The organism is Pseudomonas chlororaphis, assembly GCA_001023535.1.
Taxonomy (GTDB): Bacteria; Pseudomonadota; Gammaproteobacteria; order Pseudomonadales; family Pseudomonadaceae; genus Aquipseudomonas; species Aquipseudomonas chlororaphis_E.
Genome location: CP011020.1, coordinates 1,426,943 through 1,445,401 on the forward strand (window position 1 = coordinate 1,426,943; position 18,459 = coordinate 1,445,401).

General features: G+C 63.2%; 11 protein-coding genes and 1 pseudogene. 3 read left to right on the top strand and 9 right to left on the bottom strand.

The window, feature by feature from the left end:
• Window positions 1-26: 26 nt before the first annotated feature.
• The 3 genes from VM99_06150 (at window position 27) to VM99_06160 (ending at window position 5,128) form a co-directional block, all read left to right on the top strand.
• A complete protein-coding gene (locus VM99_06150) occupies window positions 27-1,943 on the top strand; it encodes a chemotaxis protein (protein AKJ97660.1) in 1,917 nt (638 codons plus the stop codon).
• A 132-nt stretch (window positions 1,944-2,075) separates the two neighbouring features.
• Window positions 2,076-3,992 (top strand): chemotaxis protein, encoded by a 1,917-nt coding sequence (locus VM99_06155; protein ID AKJ97661.1) that lies wholly within the window; start codon window positions 2,076-2,078, stop codon window positions 3,990-3,992.
• A gap of 770 nt (window positions 3,993-4,762) precedes the next feature.
• A complete protein-coding gene (locus VM99_06160) occupies window positions 4,763-5,128 on the top strand; it encodes a hypothetical protein (protein AKJ97662.1) in 366 nt (121 codons plus the stop codon).
• Window positions 5,129-5,693: 565 nt separating this feature from the next.
• Here the strand turns inward: VM99_06160 and VM99_06165 are convergent.
• From VM99_06165 to VM99_06205, 9 genes and pseudogenes are all read right to left on the bottom strand, one after another.
• Window positions 5,694-8,264 carry a glucosyltransferase MdoH gene (locus VM99_06165; protein AKJ97663.1) on the bottom strand — a complete coding sequence of 857 codons (2,571 nt, stop codon included), beginning with the start codon at window positions 8,262-8,264 and terminating at the stop codon, window positions 5,694-5,696.
• Window positions 8,257-10,026: a glucan biosynthesis protein G gene (locus tag VM99_06170; protein ID AKK01703.1), complete on the bottom strand. Its 1,770-nt coding sequence runs from the start codon at window positions 10,024-10,026 to the stop codon at window positions 8,257-8,259. Before VM99_06170 ends, VM99_06165 begins: the two co-directional genes overlap by 8 nt.
• 321 nt (window positions 10,027-10,347) lie before the next feature.
• A complete protein-coding gene (locus VM99_06175; GenBank protein ID AKJ97664.1) occupies window positions 10,348-10,785 on the bottom strand; it encodes a D-tyrosyl-tRNA(Tyr) deacylase in 438 nt (145 codons plus the stop codon).
• Window positions 10,782-11,753, bottom strand: coding sequence for a proline iminopeptidase (locus VM99_06180; protein AKJ97665.1), 972 nt, complete (start codon window positions 11,751-11,753; stop codon window positions 10,782-10,784). Before VM99_06180 ends, VM99_06175 begins: the two co-directional genes overlap by 4 nt.
• A gap of 252 nt (window positions 11,754-12,005) precedes the next feature.
• Window positions 12,006-12,809 (bottom strand): N-formylglutamate amidohydrolase, encoded by an 804-nt coding sequence (locus VM99_06185; GenBank protein AKJ97666.1) that lies wholly within the window; start codon window positions 12,807-12,809, stop codon window positions 12,006-12,008.
• An 11-nt stretch (window positions 12,810-12,820) separates the two neighbouring features.
• On the bottom strand, window positions 12,821-14,023 hold the full coding sequence (locus VM99_06190; protein ID AKJ97667.1) for an imidazolonepropionase: 1,203 nt from the start codon (window positions 14,021-14,023) through the stop codon (window positions 12,821-12,823).
• Window positions 14,024-14,230: 207 nt separating this feature from the next.
• Entirely contained in the window at window positions 14,231-15,763 is a 1,533-nt protein-coding gene (locus VM99_06195) for a histidine ammonia-lyase (protein AKJ97668.1), read from the bottom strand.
• Window positions 15,764-15,889: 126 nt separating this feature from the next.
• Window positions 15,890-17,413, bottom strand: a complete 1,524-nt coding sequence (locus VM99_06200) for a histidine ammonia-lyase (protein ID AKJ97669.1) — start codon at window positions 17,411-17,413, stop codon at window positions 15,890-15,892.
• A gap of 227 nt (window positions 17,414-17,640) precedes the next feature.
• Window positions 17,641-18,453, bottom strand: a pseudogene (locus VM99_06205) (hypothetical protein).
• Between the last annotated feature and the right edge of the window lie 6 nt (window positions 18,454-18,459).

Below are 18,459 nucleotides of genomic sequence, written 5' to 3' on the forward strand. Positions count from 1 at the left end.
AATCAGCGCTGCAAGGGAGTAACAGCATGTTCCAGTGGTTCGCCCAGAGTCTGGGAAATGTAAGCGTCAATCGCAAACTCGGCGCAGGCTTCGGTCTTGTGCTGTTCCTGACCTTGATGATCGCGTTCACTGGCTGGAGTGGCCTGGGGAATGTAATCAGCCGCGGCGACAAACTGGGGTTCATTTCCGAACTCAGCAGCTTGACCAAAGACTTGCGCCTGGCGCGCATGGACTACTACAGCTCCCGTGGCGAAAACGGTCCGCAGGAAGTCAACGATCTGCTCGGCAAGCTGGACGCCGGGCTGAAGACTGCCCGCCAGTTGATCGAACAACCGGACGACGTCGCGCTGATCGACAAGCAACTGGCCGCCGTCGCCGAATACAAAAGCGCTTTCGCCCAGATGACCCGCGCCACCGTCAGCCGTGAAGACGCCCGCAGCAAGCTCGGCGCCAGCGCCGACAACGCCGTGGCCCGCGTCAACGAAGTGGAAAACTCGCTGCTGCAAGGCGACAGCGTGACCCAGTTCAACAGCGTGGTGGCCCTGAGCAAAGCCGTCCAGCAGGCCCGCTATCAAGTGCGCGGCTACACCTACAGCGGCAAGAGCGAAGCCCAGCAGCCGGCCCTTGACGCCATCGACAATGCCCTCAAGCTGCTCGCGCGCCTGCCAGAGCAGTTGCCCGAGGAGCACGCCGCCAACCTGGCGCAAGCCAACGAATCGATCAACGCCTATCGCGCCGCGGTCAGCCAGTTCCGCGACTCCCAACTCGATACAGCCGCCGCGCTCAAGCGCATGACCGAGCAAGGCGACGTGTTGCTCGACGCCAGCCAGAAGCTGACCGTGTCCCAGACCGCCGTGCGCGACCATGATGCCGCCGAGGCCAAGAGCCTGCTGGTCGTGGCAGCGGCCCTGGCCCTGTTGTTCGGCATCATTTCAGCCTGGGCCATCACCCGGCAGATCGTCGTCCCCCTGGGCCAGACCCTGAGGATTGCCGAGGCCGTGGCCGCAGGCAACCTGACTCACGACCTGACCTCCGAACGCCGCGACGAACTGGGCCAACTGCAACGCGCCATGCACAGCATGACCGTGGGCCTGCGCCAGTTGATCGGTGGCATCGGCGAAGGCGTCACGCAGATCGCCAGCGCCGCCGAACAACTCTCCGCCGTCACCGAACAGACCAGTGCCGGGGTCAACAGCCAGAAGGTGGAAACCGACCAGGTCGCCACCGCCATGCATGAAATGACCGCCACGGTGCAGGAAGTGGCACGTAATGCCGAGGAAGCGTCCGAAGCCGCCGTCGCCGCCGACCAGCAGGCCCGCGAAGGTGAGCGGGTGGTGGGCGAAGCCATCTCCCAAATCGAACACCTGGCACTCGAAGTGGGTAACTCCACCGCGGCGATGGGCGACCTCAAGCGCGAAAGCGACAAGATCGGCAGCGTGCTCGACGTGATCAAGTCCGTGGCCCAGCAAACCAACCTGCTGGCCCTCAACGCCGCCATCGAGGCCGCCCGTGCTGGTGAAGCGGGCCGTGGCTTCGCCGTGGTGGCCGATGAAGTCCGCAGCCTGGCCCAGCGCACCCAGAAGTCCACCGAAGAGATCGAAGAGCTGATCCTGGGCCTGCAGAACGGCACCCAACAGGTCGCCACGATCATGGACAACAGCCGCGGCCTGACCGACAGCAGCGTCGAACTGACGCGCCGCGCCGGCGGTTCCCTGGAAAACATCACCCGCACCGTCTCGGCGATCCAGTCGATGAACCAACAGATCGCCGCGGCCGCCGAACAGCAGAGCGCCACGGCCGAAGAGATCAACCGCAGCGTGCTCAATGTGCGCGACGTCTCCGAACAAACCTCGGCCGCCAGCGAAGAAACCGCCACCTCCAGCGCCGAGCTGGCCCGCCTGGGCGTTCACTTGCAGACGTTGGTGGGTCGGTTCAAGGTCTAGCACCGGCAACAGCCAGGGCGGGGCACGGATTGCTTCGCCCTGGAAATACGCCGGCCTATTTCCTACAGATCGCCCGTCTATGGTCGATACTCTCCTCATAAGGCCTATAAAACGGTTCGAGGGAGTATCAACATGTTCAGTTGGCTGACCGAGAAGCTGGGAAATGTAAGCGTCAATCGCAAACTGGGCGTCGGTTTTGGCCTGGTGCTGTTCATGACCCTCCTGAGCACCCTCGCCGGCTGGAACAGCCTGAGCAGCGTGATCAGCCGCGCAGACAAGCAGGCCTCCATCTCCAGCCTCAACGAGTTGGCCAAGGACCTTCGAGTCGCCCGCCTCGACTACGAGATGCGTCGCGGCGAACAAGGGCCGGCAGCCGTGAGCGACTACCTGGCCAAGCTTCAAGGGAGCCTCCAGGCGGCCCTCGATCGATTCGTGCGACCAGCGGACCGCGACCTGCTCAACCAACAGTTGGCCAACCTCGACGAATACAAGCGCGCTTTTGCCGACATGACCCAGGCGACGCAGGATCGCGAGTCGGCCCGATCCAAGTTGGGCGCCAACGCCGACAATGCCGTGGCCAAGGTTACTGAAGTCGAGAACGCCTTGCGCCAAGGCGATAGCATTGCCCCGTTCAACGACGTGGTCGAGTTGAGCAAGCTGATCCAGCAGGCCCGCTACCAGGTCCGCGGCTACACCTACAGCGGCAAGGCCGATGCCGAACAGCCGGCGTTGGACGCCATCGACAACGTCCTGAAAAACCTGGAAGGCTTGCCAGGCAAACTGCCGGAGCAACACACCGCCAACCTGCAACAGGCCACCGAATCGATGAAAGCCTATCGCGCGGCGGTCAGCCAGTTCCGCGATTCCCAGGTCGCCACCGCCTCGGCTCTGAAGAAAATGACACAAGAGGAGACCCGCCTGAATGACCTGAGCAATCAGTTGACGACCTCGCAGACCGAGAAACGCAATGAAGAAACGGCCAGCGCAAAAAGCACGCTGATCATCGTCACCGTACTGGCGCTGGCGTTTGGCCTGCTGGCCGCCTGGCTCATCACCCGGCAGATCGTCGTGCCGCTGCAACAGACCCTGGTGGCACTGGAACGGGTGGCCTCCGGCGACCTGAGCCAGAACCTCGAGGTTCGTCGCCGCGATGAGATGGGGCAGTTGCAAAGCAGCCTGCAACGGATGGTGGTCAGCCTGCGGCAACTGATCGGCGGCATCGGCGAAGGCGTCACGCAGATCGCCAGCGCCGCCGAACAACTCTCCGCCGTCACCGAACAGACCAGCGCCGGGGTCAACAACCAGAAAGTGGAAACCGATCAGGTCGCCACCGCCATGCACGAAATGACTGCCACGGTGCAGGAAGTGGCACGTAATGCCGAGGAAGCGTCCGAAGCCGCCGTCGCCGCCGACCAGCAGGCCCGTGAAGGTGAGCGGGTGGTGGGCGAAGCCATTGCACAGATCGAACGCCTGGCCGAGGAGGTCGGACACTCCACCACCGCCATGGGCGACCTCAAGCGTGAAAGCGACAAGATCGGCAGCGTGCTCGACGTGATCAAGTCCGTGGCCCAGCAAACCAACCTGCTGGCCCTCAACGCCGCCATCGAAGCCGCCCGCGCCGGTGAGGCCGGACGTGGCTTCGCCGTGGTCGCCGACGAAGTCCGCAGCCTGGCCCAGCGCACCCAGAAGTCCACCGAAGAGATCGAAGAGCTGATCCTGGGCCTGCAGAACGGCACCCAGCAGGTCGCCACGATCATGGACAACAGCCGCGGCCTGACCGACAGCAGCGTCGAACTGACTCGCCGGGCCGGTGGCTCGCTGGAAAACATCACCCGCACCGTCTCGGCGATCCAGTCGATGAACCAACAGATCGCCGCGGCCGCCGAGCAGCAGAGCGCCACGGCCGAGGAGATCAACCGCAGCGTGCTGAATGTGCGGGATGTGTCGGAGCAGACTTCTGCGGCCAGTGAAGAGACTGCGGCTTCGAGTGCTGAACTGGCGCGGTTGGGGGTGCATTTGCAGACGTTGGTGGGGCGGTTCAGGGTTTAGCTTGGTCTTGTTGGTGGTGCTCTCTGGGTGGTGCTCTCTGGGTTGTGTGTATATCCGTTGCTGCGGTTACGGCCGCTGGCGGTTCCGCCCTTACGGCGGGTCACTTTTGGATAAGGCGCCAAAAGTAACCAAAAGCGCCTTGCCCCACCACTGGGCACCTCGCTTAGGCGAGGTGTTCCCTCACTCCGGCATTGCTCCGTGGGCCCGCCGCGAAGGGCCATCCATGGCCCAGCGCGGCTATCCCGGCATCCATGCCGGGATGCCCACTGCGCAATGCCTGCGTTCGGCCCTTGTGGTTAATGGGGCGTCTAAGATCAAAAGCAAAAGCAAAAGCAAAGCGAGGCGGCCTAGCGGCCGGCCTGATGCTTGCGGTTGTACCCCCGATCCAATTGTGGGAGCGAGCTTGCTCGCGATCGCGGTCTGGCAGCCAACCAAAATGTGTGGGAATGGTCGGACACGCTTTTGATTCAGGCAGATTTTTCCGACGAGTTCTGGCGGTTGCCGGGTGGGAAGGGCTCTCGTTAACCTCGGGTTGTCGCTGCCAATTCAGCGACCGGGCTTGGAAACCTGACCAGTAAACAGCGCAAATGCGCTCCTCATAACGTAAGCTTGCGTCCGTTTTCGCACGATTCGTTATGGCAGCTGTGCGCGGGAGACCTTCGGGGTCTGCCGGGCTCGTTTACCCTGGTTTTCCAACCTGCGTACGGCTGCCACCCCCTCGCTTGGAAACGAACGTGGCAGCTCCAACCCCAGTAAACGGAATGCCACCTATGTTCAAAGCTACTCCCAATCCTCCAGAAACCGACCCCACCTCAGCCGACGCCGGCTCCGATTCGAAGAAAATCGACGAAGTCACCGAACGCGTCCTCGACCATTACCTCGACCCGAACCCCCAACCCCAACCCAAGAAAAAACCACTACCCGGCCAGCTATTCACCGTCGTGGAGGATTTGGACAGTGAAACGCTGCTGGCCAACCTCAGCGAAACCCTGGCTTCAGCGAATACCATGATCAACAACCTTGCATTCGACCTGGATGGTTCGCGACGTCATTTTGCCCTAGGCATTCAGCAACTGATTGAGCTGGGCGGTTTGTTGACGAATCGAATGCTGGACGAACTCAATACACAACCTTGAGCGCACCTAAAACGTGGCGAAGCAGCTTGCTCCCGCTCGACCGCGCAGTGGACGTCAATAAAGAGGGCGGCTGCGCCACCCAGCGGGAGCAAGCTCCCTTGCCACGAGCAGCCTGCTTCCATACCAAAGCCGTTGCCGTTGCCGTTGCCGTTGCCGTTGCCGTTGGCTTTGGCTTTGGCTTTGGCTTTGGATCTTGATCTTGAGCGCCCCATTAACCACAAGGGCCGAACGCAGGCATTGCGTAGTGGGCAACCCGGCATGGATGCCGGGTTAGCCGCGCTGGGCCATGGATGGCCCTTCGCGGCGGGCCCACGGAGCAATGCCGGAGTGAGGGAACACCGAGCCTTGGCGAGGTGCCCAGTGGTGGGGCAAGGCGCTTTTGGTTACTTTTGGCGCCTTATCCAAAAGTGACCCGCCGTAAGGGCGGAACCCCAAGCCGCCGTAACCGCAGCAACGGATATACCCCGAATACCCAGACCAACAAACCGAGAGCAAGCTCCCAAAACTCAGAAACCGCGCCCAACAAAAAGCCCCGAATCTTTGCAGAAGCGGGGCTTTTTGCGGATCAGGCCAATTGAGGCTGCGTGCTCAACGGCTGAAGCGGTAGCAACGGCGCATGAGGATCGGCCTTCACCGATGCACGCCACGCCGCCAGCCACTCCGGATGAGCCTCGCTCCAGACCTGCTGATGCAGGCGCGACAGGGCCACCGGGTCGCTCAACAGTGCCAGGCGCTCGCCGTTGTTCAGCCCCGACGGGCCGACCTTGAGGGCATGGCGCACGCGTTCGACCCGCAGCCACTCGATCGGCTCGGCCTTGCCGTGCCGCGAGGTGGCCAGCGCATAGGCCAGGGCGTTCTGTTGTGGATCGACCACCGCCCGGATGAAGCCGTCGTTCAGCGCGTGCCAACGGTTTTCATGGGTGTACTGGTCAGTCGACACCAGTTCCTGTGGCGGCGCGTATTCCTCAGGGATCAGGAACAGGTTTTCGTCACGGGACTTCAGGCCCAGGCCGACGCGGCTGGAGATCACCGACACCGGGATCGACAGCATCAGCGAACCGACGATCGGCACCAGCCACCACAGGAAGCTCGGGTTCAGCCAGATCACCAGCAAGGCCCAGAAGAAGCCCAGCAGGGTTTGCGGGCCGTGGCGCTTGACCGCTTCGCTCCACGGCGTGGAATCGTCGTCACGCTTGGGCGAGTTCCAGGTCGCGGCCCAGCCAAGGAACGCGGCGAGCACGAAACGGGTGTGGAAGATCATCCGCACCGGCGCCAGCAGCATGGAGAACAGCATCTCCAGCAGCATCGACAAGGTCACCTTGAACTTGCCACCGAACTCTTTCGCGCCCTTGGCCCAGATCAGCACGATGCTCAGCAGCTTGGGCAGGAACAACAGCACGATGGTGGTCGAGAACAGGGCGATGGCCTTGTCCGGATGCCACTGCGGCCACAGCGGATAGAGCTGGCGCGGTTCGAGGAAGTACTGCGGCTCCATCAGCGTGTTCACCGCCAGCAGCGCGGTGGACAGCACCAGGAAGAAGAACCACAGCGGCGCCGACAGGTACGACATCACGCCGGTCAGGAACACCGCACGGTGCACCGGGTGCATGCCCTTGACCAGGAACAGCCGGAAGTTCATCAGGTTGCCGTGGCACCAGCGACGGTCACGCTTGAGTTCGTCCAGCAGGTTCGGCGGCAACTCTTCGTAGCTGCCTGGCAGGTCATAGGCAATCCAGACGCCCCAGCCGGCACGACGCATCAACGCGGCTTCGACGAAGTCGTGGGACAGGATCGCCCCGGCGAACGCGCCTTTACCGGGCAGTGGCGCCAGGGCGCAGTGCTCGATGAACGGCTTCATGCGGATGATCGCATTATGGCCCCAGTAGTGGGATTCGCCCAGCTGCCAGAAGTGCAGGCCGGCCGTGAACAGCGGACCGTACACCCGGGTGGCGAACTGCTGCATGCGCGCATACAGCGTGTCCATGCCCGAGGCCTTCGGCGCGGTCTGGATGATGCCGGCGTCCGGCGTCGCTTCCATCAGGCGCACAAGGCTGGTCAGGCACTCGCCGCTCATGACGCTGTCGGCGTCGAGCACGACCATGTACTTGTAGTCACTGCCCCAGCGACGGCAGAAGTCGTCGAGGTTACCGCTCTTGCGCTTCACGCGACGGCGACGGCGACGGTAGAAAATCTTGCCGAAGCCCCCGGCTTCACGGCAGACGTCCAGCCAGGCCTGCTGCTCGGCGACACAGATATCGGTTTCGTTACTGTCGCTGAGCACGAAGAAGTCGAAGCGGTCCAGGTCGCCGGTGGCGGCCACCGACTCGAAGGTCGCGCGCAAGCCGGCGAAAACCCGCGGCACGTCTTCGTTGCAGATCGGCATCACCAGGGCGGTGCGGGCGTCCTTGGGAATCGGCTCGTTGCCGGCACTGGCACCGGAGATACGGTACTTGTCGTGGCCGGTGAGCAGCTCAAGAAAGCCCATCAATGCGGTCCAGAAACCCGCCGACACCCAGCAGAACAGGATCCCGAACAGGATCAGGATGCTGGTTTGCAGGGCATACGGCAGCACCTGCGTAGCGGTCTGGGACAGCGGTTGATGCAGGACTTCGTCCAGGTCCACCAACGACCAGCCCTGGTACGGCATGATGCCTTTCATGTACCAGCCGGCGACGATGGTCTGGCCGAGCATCAGGATCAGCAGGATATAACGACGGATCGAACCCACCGTACGCCAACGGGCGTGTGGCAGCACACGCTCGTCCTTGGGCGGCTTCGGCGGGTTGGTCCGGCCGGTCAGGCGCCGCCAGCCGCGCACCAGGATGTTGGTGCGCCAGGGTTCCGGCACGACCTTGGTCCGACGAATCGGCGGCGTCGCCTTGAGGCACACCCGGCCGCTGGCGTCGAGCCCCAGCATTTCGGCGTCGGCAAGCTCCTCGGCGGTGCTCAGGGTCAAGCGACGACCCACCGAAGCCTGCGCCGCCTCTTCAGGGGCGTCGAACGTCGACGACGAAAGGCGCTCGTGCAGTTCGCTGAAGGACCTGCAGCCCGCCAGTTCGGCGCGCTGCTCGTCGGTCATGGGCAAATGAGCCAGGTACTCGCTGAGTGACTCTGGCTTGACTGGCGTATTACTCATCGGCTGGCAACTGATAGCTCCAGGTCTCGGTCAGGACTTGTTCAGTCGCTTCCGGTTCCTGCGGGGTTGGGGTCGCTTCAACGGCAGCGGAAGCAGACTTGACGGCCTTGGCTTCCTCCTGCCCTTTTTCCTTGGCGGTTTCTTTTTCGCTCTGCTGCCTGGCGACCTTGTCAGCCTTGGCCAGCGTCGTGGTGACGGTGTGCGCCGCGGCCGGCGCCTCGACAGGCGTCAACGGACGTACCAGCGCTGCGCGCATCTCGGTGGCCTGCTTGGCGTCCTTGATCTTCATGCGCAGGGTCAGGCGCCAGCCCTTGGTTTCCGGGTTGTAACGCACGCTGTTCTCGACGATCTCGGCGTTGTCGCCGACGCTGACCTGGCTACGCACCTCGGCGTCTTCCGGCAGGGCCTGCAACGAAGGACCTTCGAAATCCACCAGGTAGGCCACGCTGCCATCCGGCTGGCGGATCAGGTTGGATTGCTTCACGTCACCGGTGGAACGCAGGGTCTGCTTGACCCAGGCGCTGTCCGGCGAATGCAGGCTGGCTTCGTCGAGGGTCCAGTGCAGGCGGTAGCTGAAGTCCAGCGGCTGGCCGGGCTCAGGCAGTTTTTCCGGGCTCCAGAACGCAACGATGTTGTCGTTGGTTTCGTCGGCGGTCGGGATTTCCACCAGGTCGACGGTGCCCTTGCCCCAATCGCCTTTCGGCTCGATCCAGGCACTTGGACGCTTGTCGTAGCGGTCATCCAGGTCTTCGTAGTGGCTGAAATCGCGGCCACGTTGCAACAGGCCGAAACCGCGTGGGTTCTCCACCGAGAAATTGCTCACGGCCAGGTGTTTCGGGTTGTTCAGCGGACGCCAGATCCACTCGCCGTTGCCGGCATGGATCGACAGGCCGCTGGAGTCGTGCAGCTCGCGACGGTAGTTGAGCACCTTGGACGGCTGGTTGGCGCCGAACAGGTACATGCTGGTCAACGGGGCAACGCCCAGCTTGGTCACGCGATCACGCAGGAACATGCGCGACTTCACGTCGACCACGGTGTCGGTGCCCGGACGCAGGGTCAGGCGGTAGGCGCCCGTGGCCCGTGGCGAATCCAGCAGGGCAAAGATCACCAGGTGCTTGTCGGTCGGTTTCGGGCGCTGGATCCAGAACTCGCGAAAACGCGGGAATTCTTCGCCAGAAGGCAGTGCCGTGTCGATGGCCATGCCACGGGCGGACAAGCCATAGACCTGGCCCTTGCCGATGACGCGGAAGTAGCTCGCGCCCAGCATGGTCATGATTTCGTCTTGCTTGTCGGCCTTGTTGATCGGGTACAGCACGCGGAAACCCGCATAGCCCAACTGCTCGGTGGCCTTTGGATCGAATTTGACATCGCCGAAATCGAAGCGCGAAGGATCGTATTTGATCTCTTCGACGTTCGTGGCGGTGATTTCGTTGATTTTCACCGGCGTGTCGAAATGCATGCCCTGGTGATAGAACGACAGCCGGAACGGCGTCTTCTGGTCGGCCCATTCGGCTTTTTCGGTGCGGAAACGGATTTTTTGATAGTCAGCGAATTTCATTTCGCGGAATTCGTTCGGCAGATTGCTGCGCGGGGCTTCATATTTTTGCCCGGCCAGTTCTTGAGCCTTCGCCGATACATCATCCAGGCTGAATGCCCACAGTTGGCCCGCGCCGAACAGGCACAACAGGGCCGAGCCCGCTACCAGAGCGTTTCTAAACCGTTTGGCAGACATTTTTGGTGCATTACAGGGACTAACAATCACGAGCAACCCTCGCCGAAAACAGATCAAAAAACCAACGGCCAGATAAAGTATCTGCTGGGTATCGGCTTTGAAAAAACCGACCTCGCGGACCACTCCTGCCAAGTTGGCGAGCATTGTTCCGACTCCGATGGAAGAAAATGATTCCCCAAACGGTCCAGGACAAGTCTCTACCTAAGTCAAATGGACCAGCGAATGCCGGTCCCCCGTAGCGCGCGATTATCTAGTAGGCCGCGTGACAACGCATCAGGGGCAACAAAGTATTTATCGAGAAAACTCCTAGTTTTTCCTGGAAAAAGGCCTGAAAAGATGTTTCAAACGCTTTCAGACCTGTAACAGGAACGTTACCGGACCATCGTTGACCAGATGGACCTGCATGTCGGCGCCGAATCTACCTGATGCCACAGTGCCATGCACCTGTTTCGCCTGCGTGACCAGATACTTGAACAGTGCTTCCCCCTGGGCGGGAGGCGCGGCCGTCGAGAAGCTCGGGCGCAAACCGCTCTTGGTGTCCGCCGCCAGCGTGAACTGCGACACCAGCAGCAAACCGCCCCCCACGTCGGCCAGGGACAGGTTCATCTTGCCGTCGGCGTCACTGAACACCCGATAGTTAAGCAGCTTATGCAGCAGTTTGTCGGCACTGGCCTGGGTATCTTCAGGCTCGACCGCCACCAGCACGAGCAAGCCTTGGTCCACGGCACCGACCACCTCGCCGGCGACTTCGACCCGAGCGCCGCGAACCCGTTGCAACAGCCCCTTCATGCTTCTTCGGGCGGCAGGTCGAGCAGGCGCCGGGCCATCTGCCCGGCGGCGCGCACCAGCGCATCGGTAATGCCCGGCTCCGAAGCGGCGTGCCCGGCATCGCGGATCACCTGCAGTTCGCTGTTAGGCCAGTTCTGGTGCAGCTCCCAGGCGTTGTCCAGCGGGCAGATGACGTCGTAGCGACCGTGCACGATCACGCCCGGCAAATGCGCGATCTTGCCCATGTCGCGGATCAACTGGTTGGGTTCCAGGAAGGCGTTGTTGGTGAAGTAGTGGCATTCGATCCGGGCGATCGACAGCGCGCGTTGCGGCTCGGAGAATCGATCGACCACCAACGGGTTCGGGCGCAGGGTCGCGGTACGACCCTCCCAGATGGACCAGGCCTTGGCGGCGTGCATCTGGGCGATCTGGTCGTTACCGGTCAGGCGCTTGTGGAAGGCGCCCAGCAGGTCGTCGCGCTCGTCCAGCGGGATCGGCGCGATGTAGTCCTGCCAGTAGTCGGGGAACAGGCGACTGGCACCGGCCTGGTAGAACCACTCGATTTCCTGCGGGCGGCACAGGAAGATCCCACGCAGGATCAGGCCATGGACCCGCTCCGGATGCGTCTGGGCGTAGGCCAGGGCCAGGGTCGAGCCCCAGGAGCCGCCGAACAGCACCCACTTCTCGATGCCCAGGTGCTTGCGAATGCGCTCGAGGTCTTCGACCAGGTCCCAGGTGGTGTTGTTTTCCAGGCTGGCATGGGGCGTGGAGCGCCCGCAGCCACGCTGGTCGAAGGTGACGATGCGGTACAGGTTCGGGTCGAAATAGCGACGACTCTGGGCATCGCAGCCGGCACCCGGGCCACCGTGAATGAACACCACCGGCAGGCCTTCGGCAGAGCCGCTTTCATCGACATAGAGCGTGTGGGTTTCATCGACAGCCAGATCGTGCCGGGCATGGGGTTTGATCTGCGGGTACAAAGTCTGCATTGCGCGCTCCGTAAGGGGTCGAGTCATCCCTGTGGGGACTTCTATTTAGTCTGCCGTCCGGCATCATAAACCCGAATGACCTTAATGAGCATGCCCCCTGCCCCAAACAATAGAGAACCTTGTGGCGAGGGGATTCATCCCCGCTGGGTCGCGAAGCGGCCCCGACAATGCACGAGCCGCACCCACCATTTGGGACTGCTGCGCAGTCCAACGGGGATGAATCCCCTCGCCACACAGGCAGCGCGATAACCTTTATTTTTTATAAGTCTCCCGCCCCCAAGCCAGTAGGCCCTCGAGCAACTCCCGGATGACCACCCGGGTCGGCGCCGCGAGGTCGGCCCGATAGCTGAACGGCTCGAACTCTTCCATGTAGGTGCTCTGGCACAGTTCCAGTTGCACGGCGTGGATGTTTTCGGCCGGGTTACCGTAGTGCCGGGTGATGTGCCCGCCCTTGAAGCGCCCGTTGAGCACGTGGGTGAACGCGTCATGACGAGCGCAGATGGCTTCGAGCTGGCTGGCCAGCCTCGGGTCGCAGCTGGCGCCGTTGAAGGTGCCGAGGTTGAAGTCCGGCAGCTTGCCGTCGAACAGGTGCGGGATCACCGAGCGGATCGAGTGGGCGTCGAACAGCAATGCGTAGCCGAACTCGGCCTTGAGCCGCGCCAGCTCCTGTTGCAAGGCCTGGTGATAAGGCATCCAGACCTGCTCCAGGTACCGGGCCCGCTCCTCGGCGGACGGTTCCTGCCCTTCACGGAACAACGGCACGCCATCGAACAGCGTCGCCGGGTACAGCCCCGTGGTGGCGCCCACGTACATCGGCTTGTCGTCGGCGGGACGGTTCAGGTCGACGACAAAACGCGAATACTCGCCAGCCAGGGTGCTGGCGCCCAGTTCGGCGGCAAAGTCGTAGAGCCTGGGGATGTGCCAGTCGGTGTCCGGCAGGCTCCGGGCCTCGGCGATCAACCCGGCCTCCACCGCCGGCGTCAGGCGCAAGCCCGCGTGGGGCATGCTGATCAACAGCGGCACGCGCCCCTGGGTGAAATTCAGGACCTTTTCCACAAGCGTTCTCCTCAATCGATTTCAACGCCGTGACGCACGACGCGTTTTTCCAGTTCGCCCCCGAGCCAGTACGACAGGTCGGCCGGGCGATCGATGTGCCAGGCGACGAAGTCGGCCACCTTGCCGGCTTCCAGCGAACCGTGGGTCCGGGCCATGCCCAAGGCCTGGGCGGCGTGAATCGTCACGCCGGCCAGGGCTTCTTCCGGGGTCATCCGAAAGCAGGTGCAGGCCATGTTCAACATCAGGCGCACCGACAGCGCCGGCGAGGTGCCAGGGTTGAGATCGCTGGCCACGGCGATCTTCACGCCGTGCCGGCGCAGGGCATCCATCGGCGGCAGTTGGGTTTCACGCAGGAAATAGAACGCCCCCGGCAACAACACCGCTACCGTGCCGGATTCGGCCATGGCGATGGCGTCGTCCTCGGTCATGAACTCCAGGTGATCGGCCGACAGCGCCTGGTAACGGGCCGCCAGGCTCGAACCGTGCAACGACGACAACTGCTCGGCATGCAGCTTCACCGGCAGCCCCAGTTGTTGCGCGGTAATGAACACCCGCTCTACCTGCGCCGGGGAAAACGCCAGGTACTCGCAAAAGGCATCCACCGCATCCACCAGCCCCTCGGCCGCCAGGGCCGGGAGCATGACGGCGCAGATGTGCTCGATGTAGTCATCGGCGCGATCTTTGTATTCCGGTGGCAAGGCATGGGCCGCCAGGCAGGTGCTGCGCACGCTCACCGGCAACTCGGCGCCCAGACGACGAATGACCCGCAGGATCTTGCGCTCGCTGGCCAGGTCCAGGCCGTAACCGGACTTGATTTCCACCGTGGTCACGCCGTCGCGCAGCAGGCTCTTCAGGCGCTTGGCGGCGCTGGCGAACAGTTCCTCTTCGCTGGCGGCGCGGGTCGCGCGCACGGTGCTGGCGATGCCACCACCGGCCGCGGCGATGTCGGCGTAGCTGACCCCTTGCAGGCGCTGCTCGAACTCACCGCTGCGGTTGCCGCCGAACACCGTGTGGGTGTGGCAGTCGATCAGTCCCGGCGTGACCCAGGCGCCCTTGAGGTCGTTGACCGCCGGATAGTCGCCGGCCGGCAGTTCTGCGCGCGGGCCGATCCAATGAATGTGTTCGCCCTGGGTGACGATGGCGGCGTCTTCGATGATCGCGTAGACGCCCTGGGCCATGGTCGCGGCGTGGCAGTTTTGCCAGAGGGTTTTCATCCCGGTTTCCTCGAATTATTCAAGATCGATTCGCGAGCAGGCTCGCTCCCACAAGGACTGCACAGAACCTGTGGGAGCGGGCTTGCTCGCGAAGACGGCGGCACATTCGACATTGATGCAAGCTGATCCTGCGCTTTCGCGAGCAAGCCCGCTCCCACAGGTATCGAATAGGATCAACATCATGTGTGCTTGCTCGCGATGGTGTCCTTACAGGCTCGGCAACAACTGCGCCGTGACCAACTCGTTCAGGCACCGACTCGCCAACAGCTCACTGGCGGCATTGATGTCCGGCGCAAAGAAGCGGTCCTTCTCATAAAACGGCACTTCTGCACGCAGCAGGCCACGGGCCTGCTCCAGCTTCGGCGAGGTCTTCAGGCCGCCGCGCAGGTCCAGGCCCTGGCACGCCGCCAGCCATTCCACCGCGAGAATCCCGCGGGTGTTCTCAGCCATCTCCCACAGACGCTTGCCAGCGGCCGGGGCCATGGAAACGTGGTCTTCCTGGTTGGCCGAGGTCGGCAGGCTGTCCACCGAATGAGGATGGGACAGCGCCTTGTTCTCGCTCGCCAGGGCCGCCGCGGTGACCTGGGCAATCATGAAGCCGGAGTTGACCCCGCCATTGCCCACCAGGAACGGCGGCAACTGCGACATGTGCTTGTCCATCATCAGCGAAATGCGGCGCTCGCTGAGCGAGCCGATTTCCGCGATCGCCAGGGCCATGTTGTCGGCGGCCATGGCCACCGGTTCGGCGTGGAAGTTGCCGCCGGAAATCACGTCACCTTCGGCGGCGAACACCAGCGGGTTGTCCGACACGGCGTTGGCTTCGATCACCAGCACCTCGGCGGCCTGGCGGAACTGGGTCAGGCACGCGCCCATCACTTGCGGTTGGCAGCGCAGGGAATATGGGTCCTGGACCTTGTCGCAGTTCTGGTGCGAGGCGGAGATTTCGCTGCGCTCGCCCAGCAAGTCGCGGTACGCCGCGGCGGCGTCGATCTGGCCTTTCTGGCCACGGGCGGCATGAATGCGGGCATCGAACGGCGAGCGCGAGCCGAGCACCGCTTCCACGGTCAGGCTGCCCAGGGCCAGGGCGCCGGCGAACAGGTCTTCGCCTTCGAACAGGCCACGCAGGGCGAACGCGGTGGACACCTGAGTGCCATTGAGCAGCGCCAGGCCTTCTTTCGCGGCCAGGGTCAGCGGTGCGAGACCGGCAACTTTCAAGGCCTCGACGGCCGGCAGCCATTCGCCTTTATAACGGGCCTTACCTTCGCCCAGCAGCACCAAGGACATGTGAGCCAGCGGCGCCAGGTCACCGGAAGCCCCGACCGAACCCTTGAGCGGGATGTGCGGATACACCTGGGCATTGACCAGCGCGATCAGCGCATCGATCACCTGCCGGCGAATGCCGGAAAAACCCCGGCTCAGGCTGTTGACCTTGAGCACCATGATCAACCGCACCAGCGCATCACTGATCGGCTCGCCCACACCGGCGGCATGGGACAGCACGAGCGAGCGCTGCAGGTTTTCCAGATCTTCGCTGGCAATGCGGGTCGAGGCCAGCAGGCCGAAACCGGTGTTGATACCGTAGGCGGTGCGGTTCTCGGCGAGGATCTGCTCCACGCACGCCACGCTGGCTTCGATTTGCGCCGATGCACTGGCGTCGAGGCTCAGTGTCACCGGCTGCTGATAGATGTCACGCAATTGAGCCAGGCTCAGTTGGCCGGGGATCAAGTTCAACGCTGTCATTTCCTGCTCCTTTTGAGAGTTTTTATGTATCCGCCAGTCGCTCCGGAATGTTCCGTTATCCGTCACCTTCGCTTTGTGGGCGATGCCTTGTGGGCAAGAGGTGCCTTGGCACGCTGGCGGTTGTGTTCAATTCATATTCGGTAACGCGTCATGCAGCACGTAGGGGTCCTTCAGCAACGCGGCGGCACTGGCGATGTCGGGCGCCAACCAGCGGTCCTGGTCGTAGGGCGGAACCCGTTCACGCAGCAGTTGCCAGGCAACGCCGGTGCCGGCGCCGAAGCGTTGGCCCTTGAGAAATTCGAAGGCCTGGGCCGCCAGCAGGTACTCGATGGCAAGGATCTGCGTGCAGTTTTCCAATACGCCGTGCAGCTTCAAGGCCGCGTTGGTGCCCATGCTCAGGTGATCTTCCTGCAGACCCGAGGTCACGTAGTTATCGAGCACCGCCGGTTGCGCCAACTGACGGTTCTGCGCACACAAAGAGGCGGCGACGTACTGCACGATCATCATCCCCGAGTTCACGCCGGGGTTGGCCACCAGGAACGCCGGCAGGCCGCTGACGTGCGGGTTGATCAAGCGGTCGAGGCGGCGCTCGGCGATGGAGCCGATTTCCGCCATGGCAATCGCCAGCAGGTCCGCCGCCAAGGCCACCGATTGGCCGTGGGGGTTGGCCTGGGACATGACCCGGAAGTTTTCCGGCGTACCCAGCAACAGCGGGTTATCGGTGACCGCGTTGAGTTCGGTTTCGATCTGCTGCCGGGCATGCGCCAACTGGTCGCGAGCGGCCCCGTGCACCTGGGGGATCGAGCGGATGCTCAAGGCATCCTGGGTGCGAATGCCCAGGCTCGAGGCAATCACTTCGCTGCCGTCGAGCAAGGCGCGCAAATTGGCCCCGACCTGCTGCATGCCGGGGTGCGGCTTGAGGGCGATGATCTCGGCGTCGAACGCGGCAATCTGTCCGCGCTGGGCCTCGAAGCTCATGGCGCCGACGACATCGGCCCATTGCACCAGGCGCGTCGCATCGGCCAGGGCCAGGCAACTCAAGCCGGTCATGCATGGCGTGCCGTTGACCAGGCACAAACCGTCCTTGGCCCCCAGTTGCACCGGTTGCAGGCCTTCGGCAGCCAGGGCCTGTTGCGCCGGAACGATTTGCCCGCGGTAGCTGACCTGCCCAACACCCAGCAGGGCAATGCTGATGTGGGCCATGTGGGTCAGGTAACCCACCGACCCCTGGGACGGCACTTGCGGGGTGATGCCGCGATTGAGCAACGCCAGCAGCGCTTCGACCACCCGGCGATGAATACCGGACTTGCCCTGGCTGTAGTTGAGGATGGCGGCGCAGAGAATCGCCCGCGCCTGCTCATCGGCCAGCGGCGCGCCGACGCCACAGGCATGGCTGAGCAAGGTGTTGCGCGACAGCTGGCTGAGTTGTTCGTCCTTGAGCGAGACATTGCATAAGGCCCCCAGGCCGGTGTTGACGCCATAGGCGCGCTCGCCGCTTTCGACGATGCGCTGCACGATGGCCTGGGCATTGTCGATCCGCGCCCAGGCCTGGGCCGACAGCTCAAGCGGAGCGCCGAAACGGGCGACGGCGACCACGTCCTGCCAACGCAGGGGGACATCGGCGATGATGATTTTTTCAGCCTGGGACATCTTCAACCTCATCTGTACAACTTGAATATTGATGCACCTTTGCCGACGCCTTCGCGAGCAAGCTCGCTCCCACAGAGTACGCATTCCAGGGTGGGGCGCTGTTGTGGCGAGGGAGCTTGCTCCCGCTCGGGCGCGAAGCGGCCGCCTCTTCGGGTCTGCTGCGCAGCCCAGCGGGAGCAAGCTCCCTCGCCACAACAGCGCACCCGCCACAATCGCACATGGACCTAAACCACCGCCGCCCGGCGCTGCACGAACCGATCGACATACTCATCCGCCGGCGAGTGCAGGATCTCTCGCGGCGTGCCGACCTGGATCAGCTTGCCGTCCTTGAGGATCGCGATGCGGTTGCCGATGCGCACGGCTTCGTCGAGGTCGTGGGTGATGAACACGATGGTCTTGTGCAGGGTCTTTTGCAGCTCCAGCAACTGGTCCTGCATTTCCGCGCGGATCAGCGGGTCGAGGGCGCTGAAGGCCTCGTCCATCAGGATAATGTCGGTGTCCGCCGCCAACGCTCGGGCCAGGCCCACGCGCTGGCGCATGCCACCGGAGAGCTGGTGCGGGTATTTGTTCTCGTAGCCCTTCAGGCCCACGGTGTTGATCCAGTGCAGCGCCCGCTCGGTACAGACTTGCTTGCTTTCGCCGCGCACCTTCAAGCCGTAGGCGACGTTGTCCAGCACGCTCTTGTGGGGCAGCAGGCCGAAGCTCTGGAACACCATGCTGATCTTGTGCCGGCGAAATTCGCGCAGGGCGTCCATGTCCAGTTGCAGGATGTCCTCGCCGTCCACCAGGATCGCGCCGCTGGTGGGGTCGATCAGCCGGTTGAAATGGCGCACCAGGGTGGACTTGCCCGAGCCGGACAGGCCCATGATCACGAAGATTTCGCCGGTGCCGATGCTCAGCGACAGGTCGTTGACCCCGACCACGCAACCGGTTTCGGCCAGCACCTGGTCCTTGGTCTTGTTCTGGCGGATCAGGTCCAGGGCGTCCTTGGGGCGATTGCCGAAGATCTTGAAGACGTTCTTGACTTCGATTTTGCTGATGGCGGT

Coding starts and splice junctions, on each gene's coding strand:
- VM99_06165 (AKJ97663.1), bottom strand. CDS start 8,264: ATGAGTAATACGCCAGTCAAGCCAGAGTCACTCAGCGAGTACCTGGCT.
- VM99_06175 (AKJ97664.1), bottom strand. CDS start 10,785: ATGAAGGGGCTGTTGCAACGGGTTCGCGGCGCTCGGGTCGAAGTCGCC.
- VM99_06190 (AKJ97667.1), bottom strand. CDS start 14,023: ATGAAAACCCTCTGGCAAAACTGCCACGCCGCGACCATGGCCCAGGGC.
- VM99_06200 (AKJ97669.1), bottom strand. CDS start 17,413: ATGTCCCAGGCTGAAAAAATCATCATCGCCGATGTCCCCCTGCGTTGG.
- VM99_06150 (AKJ97660.1), top strand. CDS start 27: ATGTTCCAGTGGTTCGCCCAGAGTCTGGGAAATGTAAGCGTCAATCGC.
- VM99_06195 (AKJ97668.1), bottom strand. CDS start 15,763: ATGACAGCGTTGAACTTGATCCCCGGCCAACTGAGCCTGGCTCAATTG.
- VM99_06180 (AKJ97665.1), bottom strand. CDS start 11,753: ATGCAGACTTTGTACCCGCAGATCAAACCCCATGCCCGGCACGATCTG.
- VM99_06160 (AKJ97662.1), top strand. CDS start 4,763: ATGTTCAAAGCTACTCCCAATCCTCCAGAAACCGACCCCACCTCAGCC.
- VM99_06155 (AKJ97661.1), top strand. CDS start 2,076: ATGTTCAGTTGGCTGACCGAGAAGCTGGGAAATGTAAGCGTCAATCGC.